General features: G+C 64.3%; 16 protein-coding genes and 1 pseudogene. 7 read left to right on the top strand and 10 right to left on the bottom strand.

Annotated elements, in window-relative coordinates; genetic code table 11:
- Positions 1-389 precede the first annotated feature (389 nt).
- A complete protein-coding gene (locus tag QSJ59_RS14970; RefSeq protein WP_285760147.1) occupies positions 390-3,761 on the bottom strand; it encodes a non-ribosomal peptide synthetase in 3,372 nt (1,123 codons plus the stop codon).
- Positions 3,762-4,011: 250 nt separating this feature from the next.
- On the opposite strand from QSJ59_RS14970, the gene QSJ59_RS14965 reads away from it, so the two are divergent.
- From QSJ59_RS14965 to QSJ59_RS14945, 5 genes and pseudogenes are all read left to right on the top strand, one after another.
- Entirely contained in the window at positions 4,012-4,944 is a 933-nt protein-coding gene (locus QSJ59_RS14965; RefSeq protein ID WP_285760146.1) for a fatty acid desaturase family protein, read from the top strand.
- A 36-nt stretch (positions 4,945-4,980) separates the two neighbouring features.
- Positions 4,981-6,267, top strand: coding sequence for a diaminopimelate decarboxylase (locus QSJ59_RS14960; RefSeq protein WP_285760145.1), 1,287 nt, complete (start codon positions 4,981-4,983; stop codon positions 6,265-6,267).
- Positions 6,268-6,677: 410 nt separating this feature from the next.
- A complete protein-coding gene (locus QSJ59_RS14955; RefSeq protein ID WP_285760144.1) occupies positions 6,678-7,925 on the top strand; it encodes an MFS transporter in 1,248 nt (415 codons plus the stop codon).
- A 489-nt stretch (positions 7,926-8,414) separates the two neighbouring features.
- Positions 8,415-8,888 (top strand): MarR family winged helix-turn-helix transcriptional regulator, encoded by a 474-nt coding sequence (locus QSJ59_RS14950; RefSeq protein ID WP_285760143.1) that lies wholly within the window; start codon positions 8,415-8,417, stop codon positions 8,886-8,888.
- Positions 8,888-9,484, top strand: a pseudogene (locus tag QSJ59_RS14945) (SDR family NAD(P)-dependent oxidoreductase); the annotation flags it as partial. The gene QSJ59_RS14950 and the pseudogene QSJ59_RS14945, both read left to right, overlap by 1 nt.
- Positions 9,485-9,802: 318 nt before the next feature.
- Here the strand turns inward: QSJ59_RS14945 and QSJ59_RS14940 are convergent.
- Positions 9,803-9,988 (bottom strand): cupin domain-containing protein, encoded by a 186-nt coding sequence (locus tag QSJ59_RS14940; protein WP_285760142.1) that lies wholly within the window; start codon positions 9,986-9,988, stop codon positions 9,803-9,805.
- 100 nt (positions 9,989-10,088) lie between these two features.
- Between QSJ59_RS14940 and QSJ59_RS14935 the strand changes: the two genes are divergently transcribed.
- The gene (locus QSJ59_RS14935; protein ID WP_285760141.1) at positions 10,089-11,006 is read left to right on the top strand and encodes an MBL fold metallo-hydrolase; all 918 of its coding nucleotides are present in this window, start codon (positions 10,089-10,091) and stop codon (positions 11,004-11,006) included.
- A gap of 477 nt (positions 11,007-11,483) precedes the next feature.
- The gene (soxR, locus tag QSJ59_RS14930; protein WP_285760140.1) at positions 11,484-11,957 is read left to right on the top strand and encodes a redox-sensitive transcriptional activator SoxR; all 474 of its coding nucleotides are present in this window, start codon (positions 11,484-11,486) and stop codon (positions 11,955-11,957) included.
- Here soxR and QSJ59_RS14925 read toward each other — a convergent pair.
- The 8 genes from QSJ59_RS14925 to QSJ59_RS14895 form a co-directional block, all read right to left on the bottom strand.
- Positions 11,933-12,802: an alpha/beta hydrolase gene (locus QSJ59_RS14925; protein ID WP_285760139.1), complete on the bottom strand. Its 870-nt coding sequence runs from the start codon at positions 12,800-12,802 to the stop codon at positions 11,933-11,935. The two genes, soxR and QSJ59_RS14925, sit on opposite strands and share 25 nt — an antisense overlap.
- A 1-nt stretch (position 12,803) precedes the next feature.
- Complete coding sequence (locus QSJ59_RS14920) at positions 12,804-14,051, bottom strand: MFS transporter (protein WP_285760138.1); 1,248 nt, start codon at positions 14,049-14,051, stop codon at positions 12,804-12,806.
- A gap of 124 nt (positions 14,052-14,175) precedes the next feature.
- Positions 14,176-14,757 (bottom strand): NADPH-dependent FMN reductase, encoded by a 582-nt coding sequence (locus tag QSJ59_RS14915; protein WP_285760137.1) that lies wholly within the window; start codon positions 14,755-14,757, stop codon positions 14,176-14,178.
- Positions 14,758-14,824: 67 nt separating this feature from the next.
- Positions 14,825-16,102, bottom strand: coding sequence for an MFS transporter (locus QSJ59_RS14910; protein ID WP_285760136.1), 1,278 nt, complete (start codon positions 16,100-16,102; stop codon positions 14,825-14,827).
- A gap of 77 nt (positions 16,103-16,179) precedes the next feature.
- Complete coding sequence (locus QSJ59_RS14905; RefSeq protein WP_285760135.1) at positions 16,180-16,854, bottom strand: antibiotic biosynthesis monooxygenase; 675 nt, start codon at positions 16,852-16,854, stop codon at positions 16,180-16,182.
- A gap of 556 nt (positions 16,855-17,410) precedes the next feature.
- A complete protein-coding gene (locus tag QSJ59_RS24380) occupies positions 17,411-17,650 on the bottom strand; it encodes an acyl-CoA carboxylase subunit epsilon (protein WP_432707486.1) in 240 nt (79 codons plus the stop codon).
- Entirely contained in the window at positions 17,650-19,194 is a 1,545-nt protein-coding gene (locus QSJ59_RS14900) for an acyl-CoA carboxylase subunit beta (protein WP_285760172.1), read from the bottom strand. Before QSJ59_RS14900 ends, QSJ59_RS24380 begins: the two co-directional genes overlap by 1 nt.
- A gap of 152 nt (positions 19,195-19,346) precedes the next feature.
- On the bottom strand, positions 19,347-20,852 hold the full coding sequence (locus tag QSJ59_RS14895; RefSeq protein WP_285760134.1) for an MFS transporter: 1,506 nt from the start codon (positions 20,850-20,852) through the stop codon (positions 19,347-19,349).
- Between the last annotated feature and the right edge of the window lie 39 nt (positions 20,853-20,891).

Below are 20,891 nucleotides of genomic sequence, written 5' to 3'. Positions count from 1 at the left end.
GCCTACGACCTGCTTGTCGAGGCCACGCACCTGCTGGCGGCCGAGGGCGTCGACCGGATCGTGGCGGGCACGGACGTGACCAACACCCCGATGGCCGCGACCTTCGCCAGGGCCGGCTACCCGGTGGAGCAGGAACGCATCGACCTGACCTGACGACGATCTCGGCGGACGGTGAGGCGCGACGGCCGCGCCAGGCGTGGCCTCCTCGGGGCCTTGGAAAGAGATGCGATCGGACGGCACGGTGAAAACAGCGCGTCACCGGATCCTGCCGTGCCGTCCGGCGCCTTCGGTCGGCCAAGCCCCTCCTCGGTCAAGTGATCTGTTTGCCAACCGCGTGCCGGGGCTTGAAAAAACAGACGGTACGGGCTGCCGTCTCGGCCGAACCGTCGTCACGGAGCCGTCGGGTCGGTGAGCGCGGACTCGACGTCGGCAGGGGCCATCCGTTCCACGGTGAGGATCAGGGCGGCGACCCGGTCGACGTCGACGCCCTGCCGGGCGCCGTGCGACCGCAACAGCTCGGCCAATTCGGCGATCGACGGCGCGTCTACGAAGAAGCGCATGGGAAGTTCGAGCCGGAACAGATCGCGGATTTGGGCGACCACCAGGGTGGCCAGTAGGGAATGCCCGCCCAGCGTGAAGAAGTCGTCGCGCACACCGACACGCGGGACGTCCAGGACACGGCTCCAGATCGCGGCCAGTACCTCCTGTAGGGCGTCGGACGGCGTGACCCGAGCCGCCTCGGTCGGTTGTACCTTTGCCGCGGTTGTGGACAGGGCGCCCCGGTCGACTTTGCCGTACCCGGTCAACGGGAACGAGTCCACGGTGACGAAAACGGACGGGATCATCGGCGAAGGGAGGAACTTGGCCATGTGCGTGCGCAGCGACGCTGCCGATGGAAGCAGCCCGTCCCGGGCGGTCAGGTACGCCATCAGCCGAAGCTCGGACCGGGAATCGGTTTGGGGGAGGACCACTGCTTCCACGACGTCTTCATGGCCGCGGAGCGTGGCTTCGACTTCGCCCAGCTCGACCCGGTAGCCGCGAACCTTCACCTGGTTGTCCACCCGGCCCAAGAACTCCAGCGCACCGTCGGTCCGCCAGCGCGCCCTGTCACCGGTGCGATAGAGCCGTTCGCCCGGCCGAAAGGGGTGAGGAACGTAGGCCTCTGCGGTCCGCGCCGGTCGAGCGAGATACCCGCGAGCCAATTGGGCCCCACCGGCGACCAGGTCGCCCGGCACACCGATGGGCCGCACTCGCATCGAATCGTCGAGCACGTACAGGTCGGCGCCGGGTACGGGGCGGCCGATCGGCACCGGTGTCGGGACAGGTGTGGTCACCCAGTGCTCGGCGACGTTGATCGTGGCCTCGGTGGGCCCGTAGGAGTTGATCAGCTTTGTGTGCGGCGCGAGAGCGATCACCCGCTCCGATAGTTCCGCCGGGAGCTCCTCGCCGGCGCAGATCAGCAAACGCAATGTGCGTGCGGCACTGTCGAATCCCGGAGAGGCGAGTACCAGGCGCAGCGCCGACGGTACGAAAAAACAGGTAGTTATCCCGTGCAGCGACATCGTGTCATAGAGATAGGGCGTCTCGACGTGCCGCCCCTTCTCGGCCATGACCAACTCGCCGCCGCAGAACAACGGCACGAGCAGTTCCCACATGGCGGTGTCCGCGCTCAACGGTGTCCGATGCAGGACTTTGTCGTCGCGGTTGAAACCGAATTCCGCGCACATTCCATGGACGCGGTTCGCCAAGCCCTCCCTGGTGATCACCACCCCTTTGGGGACTCCGGTGGAACCGGACGTATACAGCACGTACGCGGCATTGAGTCCGGCGACCGCGACGCCGGACAGGTCGACCCGGCCCGTCCCCAGATCGACTTCGTCAAGCCGAATAGTGCGCGTAGCCAGATCGAGCTCCGCATCGATCGACGAGGTCGTGAGTACCAGGCCCGGGCACGCGTCCGCGACGATCATGGCGATTCGTTCGCGCGGCTGGTCTGCTTCCAGTGGGACGAATACAGCGCCGATTTTGAGCACCGCGACCAACGAGACGATCAGGTTCAGGTCCCGGTTGAGGCAGACTCCTACCTTGTCCTCCACGCCGACACCGGTCCGGCGGAGCCAGTGCGCGAGTCGATCGGCGCGTTCGTCGAGCTCGGCAAAGGTCAGGGTCTCACCCCCGGCAGTCACGGCCGGGGCCGCAGGAGAGGCGGTCACGTGATCGTCGAACCATGCCAGCAACGGTCGGCTGGTCAAGGGTGAGGCGGTCCTTCCACTGAATTCCTCGACCAGAAGGGCGTGCTCCTCGGGGGAAACGACGGGAAGCCCACTCAGCGTGCTGTCAGGGGAGGCTGCCGCGGCCGACAGTGTTTCCCGTACGCCCGCCGCGATCCGTTCCACAGTGGCGGGATCGAAGAGGTTGGCGGAGTAGACGAGCCACCCCCGGAGCCCGTCCGTGCCGTCCGGTGCGAGTTCCAGCGTCAGGTCGAAATCGGTGCTCGTCGGGGGGAAGTCGATTACTTCGGCTTCGACCTCTGGTAGGTCGATCGTGCCGATCGGGACGTTGCGCAACGCCAACATCACATTGAACAGCGTCGATCGTCCCCCGTGACGCTCCCCGTCCACCTTTTGGACGATGCGTTCGACGGGGATGTCCTGGTGTTCGTAGCTCGCCAGACACGATGCTCGGGTCCGGCGCAGCAGGTCGCGGAACGAAACCGCCGTGCCCAGCTCGACCCGTATGGGGACCGTATTGACGAAAAAGCCGACCAGCCGCTCGACCTCGGGTGTCGGCCGACCGGCCACCGGGGTTGCCACCACCATGTCGTCCTGGTCAGCCCATCGGCCCAGTACCGAGCAAAGCGCCGTGAGCAGGACCATGAACACTGTCGACTGCTCCGACCGTGCCAGCGCCTCCAGCTTTGCGGTCAGTTCCCGATCCAGCCGAAACGGTACGGCTTCACCGATCGTTGCCTGTCCGGCGTCGCGGGGACGGTCGGTGGGCAGTAGCAGCCTGCTCGTGCCGGCCAGCGCCCCGTGCCAGTAGTCGAGCTGCTCGCGTGCCGAGTCGCTGGAGAGCCAGTTCCGCTGCCAATGGGCGAAGTCCGCGTATTGCACCGGAAGGGGCCGCAAGGGCGAGGGTGATCCGGTGACGACAGCGGTGTAGGCCTGGACGAGTTCGTCCACCAGGACACCGATCGACCAGCCGTCCACGATGATGTGGTGTACGCACAAAGCCAGTACCCACTCGTCGTCCCGGCCTCTCAACCGCCACAGCGTGGCACGGGCCAAGGGGGCGGAGGAGAGATCGAAAGGTTCGGTGACGAGCGCCGCAACGCGCGATTCCACTTCGTCCGCATCGATTTCCCGCGTCGTCAGTTCGAGTTCTACGCTCCCGGCAGGCCGCACGGCCTGAGTCAGGCCTTCGCGTGGGTCCACCTCGAAACCGGTGCGCAGGATCTCGTGCCGCTCCACCATGGTGTCCCAAGCGAGGGCCAAGGCTTCTGGGCGGAGCTTTCCTGTCAGCCGAACCATGAACGGAAGCAGGTGGACCGGCGCGGCAGGAGCCAGCTGGTGCAAGAAATACAATCGTTCCTGCCCAGGTGACGCAGGGAAGCGCTGGACGCCTGTTCCCCGAGGCAGGGCCCGCATGGTTGTGCCGGCCGTCTGCCGGTCGGCCAGTCGCGAACTCAACAACGCTCGTTTCTCAGGGGACAGCTCTTCGACCGCGCGGCGCAGCGCCGCTGGGTTCAGGTCGTCCGTCATCGATTCTCCTGTCACCGACTGTCTCCACGGTCGGGGCAGGTGCGCTCCTCGGGAAGTCCGGTTTTCCCCTGACTACCGTTCGACGATCGTCCAACCGAAGGTGGGATCGACAGGAACTTCCTGGACCGAGCCCTTGAGAATTTTTCATGCGCAAGGGCGGAGCAGGAATCTCATGACCGGGAGGTGCGCGATGCCCATGCCCCCCTCTCCGGGGCCGATCACGCGGCCTTACAAGCGTGGTTATCGGCAAGTGCCCGAAACACGCGAGTTGATTGGTGAAGCGCACCGTACGAGGCTTCCGATCACTGTGTTCGTCGCGTTGGTGGACCACGTGTCGATTCCCTCCATGGTGGTGACCACCGTCTTTTTGTACGGCTGGTCGGTGAGTGCTGGAATCGCCGGAACACTTGTCGCGGTGTGTCTCGTGGGCCGCCAGTTGAGGGCTATGGAATGTCTGGTGCACGAGGCCAGCCACTTCAATTGGAGCCGACGGCGCCGACAGGTCAACGACACGCTTGCCGCAGTACTGTGCGGATGGCCGACCGGTATCAGGATCGGTGACTACCGTGCCTCGCACCTGTTCCACCACGGGCGGTTGGGGACCGACGAAGACCCCGACCGGCAGCGTTACCGCGAGTTGGACATCGAAGGCCTGGATCGCAGCAGCCTGGCCTCATTTGTCCGCGGTCTCGTTCCGCGACTCGTTTCCTATCAGCGCGGATGGCTACGCGCCACCGCAGCCGATCCGGTCAGCGCCGCCATGCCGTTGCTCTGGGCATTGCTGACAATCGCGTTGCCTGCGTTCCTGCTATGGGGGGTGGCGTCAGCCGCCGCAGGCCTGGCCGTTTGGGCGGCGGCCCACTTTCTTGCCTTGCCGGTGCTGCGTTTCATCGCGGAGAGCAGTGAGCACAGCTACACGGACGCCGACACGGTTTTCGACTCCACGGTCACCAACCTCGGGCGGCTGCAACGATGGCTGATCCACCCCCACAGCGATGGCTACCACACGGTGCACCACCTATGGCCGGGTACACCGCATCACGGGTTGCGTACATTGCACCAGATTCTGTTGCAGGCCGACCCGGACGGTTACGGCAACCGGTTGCGGGTGCGTACCCGGATCTTGTCCGAGCCCTCGCCGAACAGGTCTTCGCAATCGACAACGAATACCGCTGATGAATAGAACATCCTTTTCTTCTCCGAAAAGAATTGAGTTTCCATGGACGTCGAAGTGGAATCGCTGAAATTTCTCTCACCGGACGATGTGAGGATGGTCGCCGAACGGTTCGGTACTCCTACATTTGTCTATGATGAGGCGACGATCAAGAGGGCGGCCGCGGAAATGGCTGCACTTCCCAATGCTTTCGGGTTGACTGTCCGGTATTCCCTCAAGGCCTGTCCGAGCCAGGCGATCATCAGGCTTTTCGATCGAGAGGGGTTCGCGTTCGACGCGAGTTCGGTATGGGAGGCTCGCCGGGCGGTGCTCGCCGGCGTCCACCCCGGAAGGATCTCTCTCACCGCCCAAGAGGCCGTCTTCGACCACAGCCTCAAGGAACTCATCGACCAAGGGCTGCAGTTCGACGCGGGGTCGCTGCACCAATTGACGGAATACGGAAAGCAGTATCCCAGTGGTTCGATCGCGGTGCGGGTCAATCCCGGGTTCGGGTCGGGGCTGGTGAATCGGCTCAACAGCGGTGGTGTCAACTCCAGCTTCGGTATCTGGCACGACCAGATTCCCGAGATGAAGGCCGCGCTGGAAGAATACGGCCTGAAACTGGTGCGGCTTCAGTCGCATATCGGTTCCGGTCACCACTGGAACATCCTCGTGGACGCGGTGAAGAAACTGCTGGCCATCGCCCGGCAATTCCCTGACGTGCAGACGCTCGACCTGGGCGGCGGTTACCGGGTCAAGGCATTGTTGAGCGATCCCGAGTACGACCACACGGAGTGGGCCCGTGTCGTCGCCGATGAGCTGACCACTTTCGCCGAGGAGACCGGCCGTAGGCTGCGGATCGAGGTGGAGCCGGGCACGTTCCTGACGGCACTGTCCGGTGCGCTGGTTACACGTGTCATCGACAGGACCGATACCGGGAGCGAAGGGCAGACCTTCCTCAAGATCAATAGTGGGCTGACGGAAATCGCGCGTCCGTCGTACTACGGCGTCACCCATCCGCTCGTCTCCGTGCCCGCGGAAGGGCCCCTGCGTACAGAAGTCGAGAAATGCAACGTGGTCGGGCACTGCTGCATCGCCGGTGATGTCCTCACGGCCGTCTACCAGCCGGAGGAGGCGCTGGCGCCCGCGTCGCTCGGACGTACCGAAATCGGGGACTACCTCGTGATCGAACGAGCCGGTAGCTACTGCTCCAGTATGTCCATGAAGAACTTCAATTCCTATCCGGAAGCGGCGGAAGTCTTGCGTCGGGCGGATGGGTCGCTGGATCTGATCCGCTCGCGCCAGACACTGGAACAACTGGTGGCCAACGAAGTGATTCCTTCGGGTCTATGAAATCTGCGGTCGGCGAAAACCGGGAGGGGCTTACAGCTCCTTCCGGTTCCCCATTTTTTCATAGGGTCGAGGGTGGGTGGGAAATAAATTTTCGCCGAATTCGATCGTCTTTGCATTTCTTGGTTTTCCATCGGGGTCGAGACGATTCGGCAGTCGGCTTTGCCGATGGCGGGTGAAGTCGCGGGAGCGGGTTTCGGTTCAATCGGGATTTCGGGTTTCCCTTCCCGGGAAAACGGTTTTTCGTGTATTCGTTATTTCGGGATTTGTCTGCGGTGGCGAGGAAGAATTCCCCGAACGGATTCGGCGTGTTTCGGGCGGACGCGCAAAACCCGGCGGCTCCGGGCCGAGCCGAGAGGCGCCGTTCGTCAGGACCGAAACCATTGCCGGGCCCCTGAGTAGTGAGAAGGTTGATGGCTAAAGCCTCGGGCAAGAGTTTTTCTCCGGCCTTTTGGCGGTTTTGGACCGCTATGGTCGTCTCCGGTCTGGGGGACGGGATCAGGACGACCGCCCTCGCGGTGTTCGCCGCCGCGCTCACCCGCGACCCGGTCCAGGTCGCCATGGTCACTCTGGCGGGGAAGCTGCCGTGGGCCTGCGTGGGGCCCTTCGCGGGAGTGCTCGTCGACCGCGTCGACCGCTGGCGCGCGCTGTGGATCTGTGACGTCGTGCGGGTGGCAGTGCTCGTCGTATTCGTGGCCCTCATGCTGGCAGGCCAGGTCGGGGTCGTCGTGCTCGCGATAGCCGCCTTTTCCCTGAGCTCCGTCCAGACCATGTCCAACAACCTGTCTCAGGCAGTTGTTCCGGACGTGGCCGATAAAGAGACACTCGACACGGCCAACAGCCGAATCCTCGGCGGGCAGTTCGTCACGGTGGAATTCGTGGGCGCACCGCTTGGCACCGCGTTGTTCGTGCTGTCCGAGCCGACACCGTTCGTAGTCGACGCGCTGTCGTTCGTGGTCTCGGCGGTATTGGTGTTCAGCCTCCGGACGGTCGGCGGCGACCCGGCGCGATCATGCGTTCCGCTCACCCCTGCCGTGTTGTGGTCGGAGATGGTTTTCGGGGTTCGTTGGCTTTGGCGTCATCAGACCCTTCGGACTCTGTGCCTGCTCGGTGGTGTGCTCAACTTCGCAGTGGTCGGGGTGTTGGGGATCGCCGTGCTGTACGCGCTGGAAGTGCTGAGAATCAGCCAAACCGGCTACGGACTGTTGTTGGCTTTTATCGCCGTGGGCGGTCTGGTCGGTTTGTTGGTCGCACCAGGACTCGTGGCCGCGGTCGGACGGGGGCGTGCGTTGAAGGCCGTGCTCCTGATGTGCCCCGTTGCCTTCTTGGTCGGCGGGGTCACGACGGACGCCGTGGTGGCCGCCACGGCGTTGGCGTTCGTGGGAGTGGGGATCTCGGTCTTCAACGTGGTGACGGCCACCATCCGGCAGACGGTCATTCCCGCTGCCCTCTTCGGTCGGGTCAACGGGGCTTACCGGTTTGTCGGTAACGGTCTGTCCCCCTTGGGCGCGTTGGCCGGAGGTCTCGTCGCTGACGGGTTCGGCCTGCGGGCACCGTTTTTCGTCGGAGCGTTCCTGCTCCTGACAGCGGTGTTTGTCGTCTCCTTCGGTTGGCCCGGGCTTTTGTCGAGTGTGCGGGAAGCCCGCCGAGACGGGGGGTAGTCGTCCGCGTTCGCCCCATGGCTCGTTCCCACGTGTCCGGAGGGACTTCGCGGACGCGTGGTGTGCGCGCCGGCTCCTGCTGTCATCGTGGTACCAGGTGTGCCGACCGGGGAGGCCGGTTGCGCCGGCGGCGGGAGGACGGCTGATCGCGGCGCGGAATCGGTGCTGGTCGCAGTGGTACGACCATCCTGTGAACGCTTCTGGCCGTTCGCCCTCGCCGTCGGTCGGGGGCCGGTGCGGGCGTGCGCGACGCCCCACCCGCCGGGTAGCCCCCGCCCGACGGGCAAATTCCCAGTGGGTCCCGTTGCCGCTCGGCGTTCGCTCCACCACGACTCCCGCCGGCGCGAGATACGTGCGGCCGTGCTTCAAGGAGCCGATCGCGGTCTCTTCTTCTCGTCGGTCGGGATCTCGGTGCGGGGCAGGCGGTGGGGCCGCCCATCTGATGTGTGGATGTTCCAATGATTGGGTTTTCCATGTATTTTGGTGGTCATGGACGACCGGCAACTGAACGAAGAGCTCCACGACTGTCTGTTCGCGATTCGCGCCCACGTGCACACCGAGCTCAAGGAACTGGCCCGGGAAGCGGGGTTGACCGATACCCAGACCGATGCGCTGTGGAGGCTGAGCAGGGGGCGGGAGATGACCGCGCGCCGGCTGGCCGACCGCTTGCGGTGCGACGCCTCGACCGCCACCTCGATGATCGACCGGCTGGAGAAGCGCGGTCTGGTGCGCCGGGTCCCCCACCCCACCGACCGCCGTGTGAAGGTCATCCAGCTCACCCCCGAAGGATGCGCGCTGCGTGATCGCGTCGTCCGGCACACCACCGAGCACTCACCCTTCGCCCGTCTCGACCGCGAGAGCAGGCTGCGCCTGCACGCGCTTCTCCGCCAAGCGGTCGACGACACCCGCCCGACAGGAGAAACCGCCGACGTCATGGCCCCGTCGGAAAAGGAACAGCGGTGATGGACAGCAGGACCACCGTCATCACGGGCGGAGCCTCCGGCCTGGGTCTGGTGATGGCACGCCACCTGGTCGGGGCCGGGCACAGCGTCGTCCTCGTCGGCCGGGACGCGGCGCGCACCCGGGCCGCCGCCGAACGCCTGTACGGCGGGGCCCGTGCCGGCCGGGAAGCGGCTCCGCCCAGGACATACACCTCCGACCTGGAGCAGTGGTCGCGGGTACGGGCGCTGGCCGTGGAGCTGGCCGCCCACGGCCGCCCGGTGGACGTCCTCATCAACAACGCGGGGGCGGCCTTCCCCCGGTACGAGCAGACGGCCGACGGCGCGGAGCGCACCTACGCGCTCAACCACCATGCCCCGTTCCTGCTCACTCACGCCCTGCTGGCCGAAGGGGCGCTCGCGCCCCGGGCGCGGATCGTCAACATGTCCTCGTTCGTGGAGAAGCGGGGAAGGCTCGACGCCGCCGATCCGGATGTCGCGGGAACATCGTGGAGCAACCGTTTCTACAACCAGATCAACGTCTACGCGACGAGCAAGCTCGTCGGCCTCCTGGCGGCGCGGGAACTCGCCCACCGCCTGCCCGAGGGGATGAGCGTCTACAGCGCCAATCCCGGCATGGTCAAGGGCACCGCGATGAACAGCAACGCCGGCGGGCTGATGCGGTTGAGCGCCCCGTTGTTCCGACCGTTCTCCGTCACCCCGGACGAAGGGGTGCGGACCCCTGTCTGGCTCGCCACGGCCTCGCCCGCCCCCACCCCAGCGGAGGCTTCTTCAGCGCGTCCCGGCCCGACACCCCTTCGCGCCCGGCTCTCGACGACACCCTCGCCGGCGCCGTTTACACCAGGACCGCAGCCCTCCTGGGGGTGGCGCCCCTCACGAGGTGAGCCCGAGCGCGCTTCCCCGACCGCGTCTTCGGTGTCAGACCGCCGTGGACACCGGGCCGCCGCTGTCGGTCGACAGCCAGCAGCTGCCCTTCAGGACGACGTAGAAGCCCGCGCCGTCGTACGGGTCCAGCCGCGCGCACCAGCTCCCGCTCGTCCGCACGCGGTGGGACCAGGGGTGCCCCAGGTGTACGGCTGAGATCGCGTCACTCACCACATCCATCCACTCAGGATATTTCCCGTATGAAGCGTGAGACGGATGCGTATTTCATTGAGCCCGATACGCATTGAGAAGCTCATTCGGCCTTCTTAGGGGCGAACGCATGACGAACGAGAACGACAGTGTGCAGAGCATGGTGCTGGGGGACGTCGAGGTCATCAGGATCATCGAGTGGCACGAACCGTTCCTGCCCGCCTCCACCATGTTCCCGGAAGCAAGCGCGGATGCCTGGAAGGACAACGAGGACTGGCTGGTACCGGACCACTGGAGGCCAGGCGACGACTCGACGGTGCTCGCGCTGCAGACCTGGGTACTGCGCAGCGGCGGGCGGACCGTCCTGGTCGACACCGGGGCGGGCAACGGGCGCGAACGGCCCGGGATGGCGCCGTTCCACCACTGCCAGGGCGATTTCCTCGGCCTCCTGGAGAAGGGCGGTGTGCGCCCCCAGGACGTCGACGTCGTCGTCAACACCCACCTCCACGTCGACCACGTCGGCTGGAACACCGTCGACGCGGACGGGCAGTGGGTACCGACGTTCCCCAACGCCCGGTATCTCGTGCCCGCCGCGGACGACTTCCACTACGGTCCGGACAACGCGTACGGCAACGGCGCGCAGGAGGTCGACCGCCTGATCTACGAGGACAGCGTCGCCCCCGTCCACCAGGCGGGGCAGGTCGTGCTGTGGGACGGCCTGCACCGCCTCGACGAGCACCTCACCCTGGAGTCCGCGCCGGGCCACACCCCCGGGTCGTCCGTTGTCCGACTGGAGTCGGGGAGGGACCGGGCGGTCTTCGTCGGAGACCTGCTGCACAGCCCGGTGCAGATCCTCCACCCCTGCTGCAACAGCAATGCCTGCCTGGCACCGAGGCAGGCGGTGGCCAGTCGCCGCCGGATCCTCGAACGGGCAGCCGACGAACGGGAACTGCTCGTCCCCTCGCACTTCGGCGGCGCGGGCGCGGTGGAAGTCCGACGGGAGGGCGGCGGCTTCACCCTCGGCCCATGGGCGGAGTGGGCCGGCTAGGCAGGGGAGCATCAGGACAGGACCCGGCAATGGGCGATTGCGGCTGCCCGTCCCTCTCTCGGGGCCTCGGAGTTCTGGGCCGCCTCCGAGCGGGGGACTCCCCGGGAGTAAGGACGTGGTGCGGAGTGGGTTTCGGCGGGCTCCCCCAAGAGCCCGGAAACGATGAAGTTACCCCTCCCGGAGGAAGGACCCGGGCCGGACAGTGTTTCGGCTAGTGCATTCGGAGGGCCCCGAAACCCCGGCCTCCTCTGTCCGGTGGGGGAGGAATCCGACAAGCGAAAACACGACGCTGGAACTCTTTGGCCGGTGATTACGTGATTGTCGTTTGCTGTTGGGCGTCCGAGGTCCCTCCATGGCACACGATATTCACCCCGCTGTTCGCGCCGCTGGAGACCCCGGCCTCGGACTCGGGCCAAGAGTGGGGCCAAGGACCGCGCAAAGTTGAACCATAGATTAAGTTGCCCGTACGGTATAGCCATGTTGAACCCCCCCTTTGCCAAGGAGTTGACGATTGGCACAGTCGCAAAACGCATGGGAATTCCCACTTCCACGCTTCGCTTCTACGAACGCGAAGGACTGATCCGGAGCAATCGCACCAGCGGGAACCAACGCCGCTACACCAGGGACGTCCTGCGTCGGGTGGCGTTTATCCGCGTCTCCCAGCGGGTCGGGATTCCACTCGGCATGATCCGAGACGTCCTCGATCTGCTCCCGGAGGGCCGAACCCCGACCCAAGAGGACTGGGCCTGCGTATCCGAGCACTGGCGAGCCGACTTGGAAACGCGCATCGCCCAGTTGATCGGTTTGCGTGACAAATTGACCGACTGCATCGGGTGCGGTTGCCTCACCCTGGAACGGTGCACTCTGGCAAATCCCTACGATGAACTGGGTGAAGAGGGGCCAGGGCCACGTCGGCTGGAGATCCGTCAGGGCGAATCGGCGCCCTGCTGACCAACTTCCCGAGAAACCAGGCACTCCTCCAAAAAGGCGAGAGCTTTCAGATGGTAAGACCGTGCGGCCCAGCCCAGACTGATGTTGTGTCCGGCGTTCGGCAACCGCTCCATCCTGGCTCCGGTCGGCAACAGTTCGGCCAGTTCGGTCAGCGCCTCCTCGTCGTGACTCCACCAGCGCTCGTGTTGGGCGAAAGTGAACCGGAGCGGGATGTTCACTCGGCCGATGATATCGGCGAAGACGTCCGGCCAGCCGAGTAGTTCCTCCTGTTCCCGCTCGGGCACGGTTGCGGTGAGCGATGCGGCCAGACGAAAAGTGTCGGGCGGATAGAGACCCAGGGGACCCCAGTGCTTGAGCTGAGCCGCTCGGGTGTCGAAAGCCGGCATGCTTCGGACGTCCTCCGCATAGCGATAGCCGACACCGGAGACATCGGCCCCGATGAAGTTCGGTCTCCTTTCGTCTGCGGCGACTGCGAGCGCGAGCTTGCCTCCGTGAGAATGCGCCAGAAGGAACAACCCCGCTCCGGTCGGGCGGCTGCGGGTGAAGTCGGTCAGCGCCGCGAGCAGTGTCGTGACCTGTCCGTTGAGTTCCTGCCCCTTGGGGAGGCGGAGCGCGGACAACCCGTAACCAGGGCGATCGATGGACAATACGGTAAAGCCCAGGCGTGCACCGAGGGCCAACAGCGACAGTTCAGGGGTGGCTTGGCCATGAAAATAACCGGCCCGCATGCCGCTGCCGTGTACGGCCACGATGACTGCCCGCGGCGGAGCATGAGTGGGTTCGGCGAGCAGCGCCGACAGCTTGACGTCACCGGCAGCGAGCATGATCTCGTGGACATCGGTCATCTCAGTGCACCTCGGTGGTGTCTGGCCGATTCGCCGATCGCCGGATCGTATCCGGCGGGGCTGTATCGGGGCCTGCGGAACAGGACAAGCGCCATCCGGCGCTGAGCGAGATCACCACAACCGCCGCTATCGCCGCGGCTGCGAGGAAACCTGTGCCCAGCGAAGTGGCACCGATCAGGGGGCCGATCAGAAGCGGTGCACAGAACTGGCCGGTGAAAGCGGCTGTGGCCGACATCGACGTGGCCAGGCCGCGCGCGCTGGGCGGAGCCGCCCGGCCGATCAGGACCGTCAGAGCGGGAACGGCGATGCCCATCCCGCTTCCGAAGAACGCCGGAGCCAGGATCAGCAAGACCGGCCGGTCTGCCAAACCCGCCACAACCAGCCCGACCATCCAGCAGACGGCAGCCGTCCGGATCACTGTTTGGTGTTGCAGACGTCCCCGGAACCGCACGTAGGCCAACCCTCCCAGGGTTCCGAACAGTGACGTGGCCATGATGTAGAGGGAAATCAGAAAGGGATGGGAAAGACCGGTTTCGGCGAGCCGCTGGGGAAGGAACCCCGCCATGACGTACAGCAGCAGGGAACTGAGAAAAGACAGAGCGTAAAGGGAAAGGAGAACGGGCTTGCGTCGGAGCAGCACGAGTGAGCCTACGCGGGGGCCTGCACTGCTCACCCGGGACTCGGGAACGGTGAACAGTGCCATCACGCCCAGCGGAACAGCGACGAAATAGACAGCGAAGGACCAGCTCCAGGCGATACTCCCGAGCGCCCCACTCACCAAGGGCCAAACGATTCCTCCACAGCTGATGGCCACCGAACGCCACCCGATCAGACGGTCCTGGCCTGTCCCGGAGCAGAGTGACAACAGGGCCACAGTCGCTGCCACGAACACCACTGCCGCACCGACGCCGAAAAGCAGGCGAAGAGCGATCAGCACCGGATATGAGGTCGTCAAAAGGCCGGACGAGCCGGCAACGCCGTATAACAGGAGTCCTGCGGACAGGAGACGGCGGGGCCCGAGAGTATCGACCAGCCGACCGGCCAGTGGACTGGTGACGGCCAACGACAGGCCGTGCGCGGTGAGCAGGAGCCCGGCAGTTGTCTCGGTGAGGTCGAGGTCATGCCGGATGGCGGTGAGGACGGGGGAGAGGACGGTACCGGCCATGACGGTGAGGGTCGAAGCCGAGAGGAGCACGAAAACCGCAGCAGGGCTTGGTGCTGCGGATTGACCTGTGACGGGCGCTGACATGGCTGCCTCGCAAGACGGTCGACACAACGGAGTCCACGCGCGTGCATCCGTGCGGGGGTCTGCATGACAACGTCCAGACCCCCGCAGAGCCGTGCTTGACGGCCCACTGCAAAGAACAGGGCTTCTATCCTCCGTAGGGCCGCTTCTCCCTTGCCTCACGCAGGGCGAGTCCCCACCAGGCGAGCTGATCCAGCAAAATCTTGGCTGCCGCCGAGGAGCCTTCCGGGTCTTTCAAGTCCCCGTTTTCGTCGAACAGGTCCCACGCCATGTGGAAGCTGACCACGTCGCGCACGGTCACCGCGTGCAATTCACTGAAGATCGGCCGCAACTGTTCGACCGCGCGCAGACCACCGGCCAGGCCGCCGTAGGAGACGAAACCGACGGGTTTTGCCTGCCAAGGGGTCCTCTGCCAGTCGAGCAGACTTTTCAATGAGGAAGGAAAGCTGTGGTTGTACTCGGGAGTGACCACGACGAAGGCTTCGGCCTCATCGAGTTGAGGGGGCAAGATCGACAGCATCTCGGTAGCTGGCGGTTGGGGGGAACCCGTCAGCTGGTGCGGCAGCTGGAAGTCGAGAAGGTCTACGAAGCCGACCTGGAGGTCGCGGCGCTGTTCGGCCTGTTGCGTGAACCACTTTGCCACGGTGGGACCGAAGCGGCCCTCCCGGACGCTGGAACAGATAATTGTCAGTCGGAGAGGATTAGACATGCTTTCCCTAATGGCTGCTGATTGGGCAATTGTTTCAAAAAGGCTTGAATCGGAGGAAGTGGCTGTGTCAACCGGTTGGACCGGCTCGTTCGCATTTCTCTGGCCGGTCGAAAGCCGCAGACCTCGTCCGATGGGAAGGCGTGCGGCCCAGAGGCCGTCCCGCGATGAAGTACACGACAGCGACCACGAGCGCGCCAGTGGCAACAACAGCGAAAAGGTGCTGGACACCGATTGCCTCCACGACCGGCTGGGTCACGATCGGGGCCAGGAACTGCCCCAGAAACAACGAGGTCGTCAGGAGGCTCGCGTAACGGGCACGCATTCGGGGTGCTGCCTCGCCCATAACCCAATTGTTGAGATTGGGAATGAGGATTCCTAGACCGGTTCCCATGATTACCAGACCGGCCGTCAGGACAAGGGCGTTTTGAGCGAGGAAGAGTACGAGGTAGCCGACTCCAATTCCCAAGAAGGAGAGCGCTACCAGTCCGGATTCGGCCGCGAAGCGACGAAAAAATGCGAAACGCGTCGATACCATACCAGTGGTGAACGTCTGTGCGGCGATGACTGCTCCGGAGACGATCGAACTGGCACCGAAATCATTCTCGACAAGAAACGGGACTTGTACGGGAACGGAGTAAAAAGCAATCTGCCCCAGCAGCATGGCGACAAGGGCTGCGGCGACTGTCGATGGAACCTTCTTGGTCTGGCGTTCGACGGACTCGGACGTGTTTCCTGGAGTCAGAGAAGTTTCTGCTTTTCTTCGGGGCCTGGGAAGATAGATCAGCACTGGGACGATGTATGCGATGCCCAGCAGGTAGACAAGGAATACAACCCGCCAATCCAATGCGGCAAGGGCTCCGCCTCCCAAGAGGAGAACCGCACCGCCGAATGCGCCCGCAGCTGTCTGCCATCCCAACAACCGCTGCCGTTTCACACCTTCGTACAGATCCGCAATCATCGTCATTCCGCTGGTCAGTACCAGTGAAACTCCGATTCCGAGAACGGCCCGGCCAATGAGGATCGTGGGAAGCGTGGGGAGATAGAACCCTGAACTTCCACCGATGCTGAAGGCAAGCAAGCCGAGCATCAGCCCGTTCCTAGCGCTGACGCGCTCCACGACGAAGCCTGAGAACGGTGAGAAGAGCACGATTGCCAGAGCGTGGGTGGTGGTGACCATCCTGGCCATCAACTCGACGTCCGCGGCGTCTCCGAAAGTTCGCTGGATTCCAGGGATGGCCGGCGCAACGGTCGCGCCGGCCATGACCGTCAGCGTCCCGACCAAGACGAGTACAACTGCCTGGCCTGCTTTTCTGCGGTGGAGGGGAGCAGTCACTGTCTGGGGCATATCCACTGCTCTCCCTTGCCGGTGTCGATCAGCTGATGTCGTTGGCACCGACGATAGAACTTGAACTTAAGTTCAAGTCAAACCGCTGTGATGTACGCAACTGGAGTGCAGATGAAGTACTCCGGGGGAGCAGCCTCCAAGCGAGCGATCTCTTCCTGTCCTTCGGAGATCCGTGGGTCTTTCATCCATGAGTGTTGTGCGGATTCATCAACCCACATCGGGTAGTTGACGAAGGTTGTGCCATCGGCGCTGACGCATGGGGACGCCGAGATGAACCCCGGGAAGTTCCGCTTCCACTCTCCACTGCTCATCAGCAATTCCATCACCCCGTCCACGGCGTCGCGGTTCGCGAAGTGCCGTACCGCCACCGCCACGATCCCCGGCTCCTTGCCGGCCTCTGGCCCCTCAAGGCCATCCAGGGGGAAGGCGTGCACAGAGGTCGCCGACACAATCCCCGGTAGTCTCGCCAATTCGCGCAGGGTTTTTCCACGGGCGGTGTCGACGAACGAATCCTGGTAGTCGGAATCCGTCGCCCATTCGCTGCGGTGGACAACTGCCGTCCGGTCCACGCTCACATGAATCCTGGCAGACAGGAACCCCGGAGTTGCCCGCGCCCATTGCCGAACCTCGCTGGTAAGCGCGTCCACGAGGTCAGCAGCAGCCTCGGGGGAGTTCGTCTCAAGGATCCCGAAAGAAACAAAACCCGCCTCTAGCCTTTGGGGTTTCTCTGGTCTGATGTTTGTTTCCGGCATTGTTGAAAAACCTCCATTTACTCGTGCTCTCATGTCTGGAAGGACCTGGCCGTCCGGCCGGTTCTTCCCTCAACTGAGCGTGACATCACCTCTGGATTTTCCGTCAGTAGAGAAAAATAGTCCAGAGCGCCGTCCGCATATGCCGAAGGCCAACCGGTGGTGACCATCTGCTTCCGGGCCATCAGTCTGGGAAGTTCCTTCCATGCAAAGAACGGCCACATCCAGAACGCGGTCGTGAATCCCTCCGAGGCGATGTCCAGATTTTCGGAAACCGCGAGGTCACCGACGTAGAGTTCGGCCCCGGGAGAAGATTTGCAACAGCGGGCCATCTGGCAGGACAAGGGCTCGGGCCGTCACTTTCACCTCCAGCAGTCAAGAGACGAGGTGTGGATCGATATTGCCAATGGCCGCAGTGACTAGAATCACAGAGTGCGTCGCCGTGCACTCTTATTCTTATTCCGTAGCGGCAAAGTGAATTCAGGAACCATGCTGACGGCACAGCCCCAGACCGGCGGCTGAGGAGACCGTTCTATACGGAGAACACAACAGCTTCGGGTCAGGGTCGTCTTGGCGTGCCGCACCAGCTCCGCGGACCATGATTACGCACTACTGCTTGTGAGGAGCGCCGCCATTCGGCGGCTTTCGGTTGCCGTCCACCGACGTATTCGGGCCTCGCAACAGCAGCTGCCCTGAGCAGAACAACAGTGAGCGCTGCAAGTTCCGCGGTGTCGAGGCGCCCCCTGACGATTCGGAAAAAAAGGGGGGCGACCGTGGCGGCGTCTGTCTGCCGGCCCATCACTGCGGCAGGTTCCCGTGCTTGCGATGGGGCAGGTCAGCATGCTTGCTTCTCAACATCGCAAGGGCGTCGACGAGAACCTCGCGAGTACGCCGTGGGTCGATGACGTCGTCCACCAGGCCCCGTTCCGCTGCGTAGTAAGGGTGCATGAGCTGGGCCCGGTACTCCTTGATCTTCTGTTGGCGCAAGGCATCGGGGGTGTCTGATGCCTTGATCGCACGACGAAAGATCACTTCGGCCGCGCCCTCCGCGCCCATGACCGCGATCTCGTTGCCGGGCCAGGCGAACGCCAGGTCCGCGCCGATGGAACGCGAGTCCATGACGATGTAGGCGCCGCCGTAGGCCTTGCGCAACACGAGGGAAATCCGCGGAACCGTAGCGTTGCAGTAGGCGTACAGCAGTTTCGCTCCGTGCCTGATGATGCCGTTGTGCTCTTGGTCGACCCCCGGCAGGAAACCGGGGACATCGACCAGAGTCACCAGTGCGATGTTGAAGGCATCGCAGAACTGTACGAACCGGGCGGCTTTCTCGCTCGCTTTGATCGTCAGTACGCCGGCGTAGGCTGCGGGCTGGTTGGCCACGACACCCACCACCTCTCCGCCGATTCGCACCAGCGCGCAGACAATGTTGGGGGCCCAGTCGGCGTGAATCTCGAAATACTCTCCGTTGTCGACGATCTCCTCGATAACGACACGCACGTCGTAGACATGTCCGGGATCTTCTGGAACCAGGGTCAACAACGCTTCGTTGCGCTGGTCCGTCTGGTCCTCGCACGGTTGGCTCGGAGGAAGTTCCCGGTTGTTGGAGGGAAGTAACGACAGAAGAAAACGTACGTCTTCCAAACAGGCGCGCTCCTCGTCGTAGGCGAAGTGCGCAACCCCGGAGACAGTTGAGTGCACGTCGGCGCCACCGAGGCCGTTCTGGCTGATCTTCTCTCCTGTCACAGCCTGGACGACGTCAGGTCCGGTGATGAACATCTGGGAGGTGTCGCGGACCATGAAAACGAAATCGGTCAAGGCGGGACTGTAGGCGGCACCGCCCGCACACGGCCCCAGCATGATTGAGATCTGCGGGATCACCCCTGATGCCTTCGTGTGGCGTTGGAAGATCCCGCCGTAACCGGCCAAAGCGGAAACGCCCTCCTGAATCCGCGCCCCGGCACCGTCATTGAGGGACACCAGCGGCGCACCAGCCGCCAAGGCCATGTCCATCACCTTGTGAATCTTGGTGGCGTGCGCTTCTCCCAGGGCTCCACCGAAAATCCGGAAGTCGTGAGCGTAGACGAAGACCGTTCTCCCGTGCACGGTCCCCCATCCGGTGATGACGCCGTCGGTGTAAGGACGCTTGTCCTCCAGGCCGAACCCTGTCGCCCGGTGCCGGCGCAACTGCTCGACCTCGTGGAACGATCCCTCGTCCAGGAGCAGGGCGATCCGCTCGTGCGCCGTCAGCTTTCCCTTGGCGTGTTGACGCCGGGTCGCCTCGGGATCGCTCCCGTTGCAGGCCGTGGCTTTGATCAGGTCGAGTTCCTCCAGCCGCTCGCTCATGGACCATTGCGTGCGCGAGGTGGTCGTGTCGGTAATGGACATGGGGTTCACCCTCCAGGTGGGTTTCTTGGGTGGGAGGCCGCAAACGAGCGTGCGAAGACTGGAGCGAGAGACAGGTGGAAGTGTTCCGGGGACAGGTCGCCTTTGGGGCTTCACGGATCTTTCGTGCAGGTGGGTGCCGTCTCCGGCCGCGCGCTTCTCCCAGTGGTGTCACGGCCCCTACAGCGGCGGTCCGCGATTAGACCGACAACAGCGACCACCAGCCCTGACACGCCTAGGGCCGTGATCGCCCCTACTGCGAACCGGTGTCCGTCGAGCATCTGTTGGGGATCGCCGGGTGTCGCTCCCGTCAGGAGCAACGCCACCACCAGAGCGGGGACGACCGCGGCCGCGGTCTGCACAGCGGTCTGGTAGAGCCCGCTGGCCAAGGCCCGGTCGCGCGTCGGTACCAGCGAAACGGCCTGGGCGTTCAGTGCGGCGAACCCGAATACGAAACCCCACGCCACCAACAGCATCGTGGGCAAGATGTCGACCGCGTACACCACCGGTGGAGACAGCCTCAAATAGAGGGCGTATCCGAGCGGGGGGCCGAGCGCCCCGACAGCGATCAGTCGAACGGCGCCGAATCGCTTTGTCAGGCGTTGTGAGAACAGTGCGGCGACTGCCAGTGGAAGGCTCGCAGGAAGGAAGGCGAAGGCTGTTTCGGCCGGGGACCATCCCAACACCGTCTGCATGTGCAACGTGGCCACCAGAAGCAGCCCCACAAATGAACCGTTGAGGGCCGCGGCGCCTAACATCGAGCGAATCAGTGCGCCGTTACGGAGTACTCCGAAACGGATCAGCGGCCGACTCGCGAAATGTTCGGCGACGCAGAAAAGCAGGAAAAGAACCCCGGTCGCGGCAAAGGCTCCGAGGGTGAGCGGATCCCCCCAGCCTCGCACCGGCACCATCACGACTCCTTGGACCAGAGCCGAGAAACCGCCGGCCAGGCACACTGCTCCCACAGCCGCGAGGCGCAGGGGCGCGGTCCTGTCGGGGACGTCACGGGGAATGAGCAGTATCCCTCCCACGAGGAGCACCAGGACGACGGGAGCCGGGAAAACAAAAGTCAGCCTCCAACTCAGTCCGGTCAGCAGTCCGGCGAGAAGGAGACCGGCGACAAAACCGCAGGCTCCGACAAAGGAGTACACCGCGACCGCCCGATCACGATCGGGTCCACGACGAAACGCGGTGCTGATGATGGCCAGACCGATGGGAGCGGTGAGGGCCGCGCATACGCCCTTGACGAATCGGGTGGCGACCAGGACGGTGGGGTCGTTGGTGAGCCCCGCGATCACAGAGGCCGCGGCAAAACAGACGAGTGCGGCGAGGTAAACCCGGCGCCGGCCGAACGACTCGACGATCCGGCCGCCGAACAGCACGGTCATACCGAAGCCGAGAGCGAATCCGCTCACCAGCCATTGGAGGAGCGGGAGGGAAAGGTTCAGCTCCCGGCCGACCGACGGCAGCGCGACGAGCACCGTGGACACTTCGAGAGCGTCGATGAGCATGTTGCCGGCCAGGACGATCAGGAGCCCCCACATTTGCGGGCTCCACCTGGCGACGGCCTCGTCGGCGGAGTGGCGCGTCTTGCTCTCTGCGGGTTTCATGGTGCCCATCCCGGGATCGTGCCGACCGTTTCGAGTCTGCGTGGACGC

It is taken from the genome of Nocardiopsis ansamitocini, from assembly GCF_030268225.1.
Taxonomy (GTDB): domain Bacteria; phylum Actinomycetota; class Actinomycetes; order Streptosporangiales; family Streptosporangiaceae; genus Nocardiopsis_D; species Nocardiopsis_D ansamitocini.
Note: the sequence above shows the minus strand (reverse complement) of the source record. Positions and strands in the feature narration are given on the sequence as shown.

Coding starts and splice junctions, on each gene's coding strand:
- QSJ59_RS24380 (WP_432707486.1), bottom strand. CDS start 17,650: ATGGGCCGGCAGACAGACGCCGCCACGGTCGCCCCCCTTTTTTTCCGA.
- QSJ59_RS14925 (WP_285760139.1), bottom strand. CDS start 12,802: ATGACCGATGTCCACGAGATCATGCTCGCTGCCGGTGACGTCAAGCTG.
- QSJ59_RS14960 (WP_285760145.1), top strand. CDS start 4,981: ATGGACGTCGAAGTGGAATCGCTGAAATTTCTCTCACCGGACGATGTG.
- QSJ59_RS14935 (WP_285760141.1), top strand. CDS start 10,089: ATGACGAACGAGAACGACAGTGTGCAGAGCATGGTGCTGGGGGACGTC.
- QSJ59_RS14955 (WP_285760144.1), top strand. CDS start 6,678: ATGGCTAAAGCCTCGGGCAAGAGTTTTTCTCCGGCCTTTTGGCGGTTT.
- QSJ59_RS14940 (WP_285760142.1), bottom strand. CDS start 9,988: ATGGATGTGGTGAGTGACGCGATCTCAGCCGTACACCTGGGGCACCCC.
- QSJ59_RS14895 (WP_285760134.1), bottom strand. CDS start 20,852: ATGGGCACCATGAAACCCGCAGAGAGCAAGACGCGCCACTCCGCCGAC.
- QSJ59_RS14915 (WP_285760137.1), bottom strand. CDS start 14,757: ATGTCTAATCCTCTCCGACTGACAATTATCTGTTCCAGCGTCCGGGAG.
- QSJ59_RS14910 (WP_285760136.1), bottom strand. CDS start 16,102: ATGCCCCAGACAGTGACTGCTCCCCTCCACCGCAGAAAAGCAGGCCAG.
- QSJ59_RS14900 (WP_285760172.1), bottom strand. CDS start 19,194: ATGAGCGAGCGGCTGGAGGAACTCGACCTGATCAAAGCCACGGCCTGC.
- QSJ59_RS14970 (WP_285760147.1), bottom strand. CDS start 3,761: ATGACGGACGACCTGAACCCAGCGGCGCTGCGCCGCGCGGTCGAAGAG.
- QSJ59_RS14950 (WP_285760143.1), top strand. CDS start 8,415: ATGGACGACCGGCAACTGAACGAAGAGCTCCACGACTGTCTGTTCGCG.
- soxR (WP_285760140.1), top strand. CDS start 11,484: ATGTTGAACCCCCCCTTTGCCAAGGAGTTGACGATTGGCACAGTCGCA.
- QSJ59_RS14920 (WP_285760138.1), bottom strand. CDS start 14,051: ATGTCAGCGCCCGTCACAGGTCAATCCGCAGCACCAAGCCCTGCTGCG.
- QSJ59_RS14905 (WP_285760135.1), bottom strand. CDS start 16,854: ATGCCGGAAACAAACATCAGACCAGAGAAACCCCAAAGGCTAGAGGCG.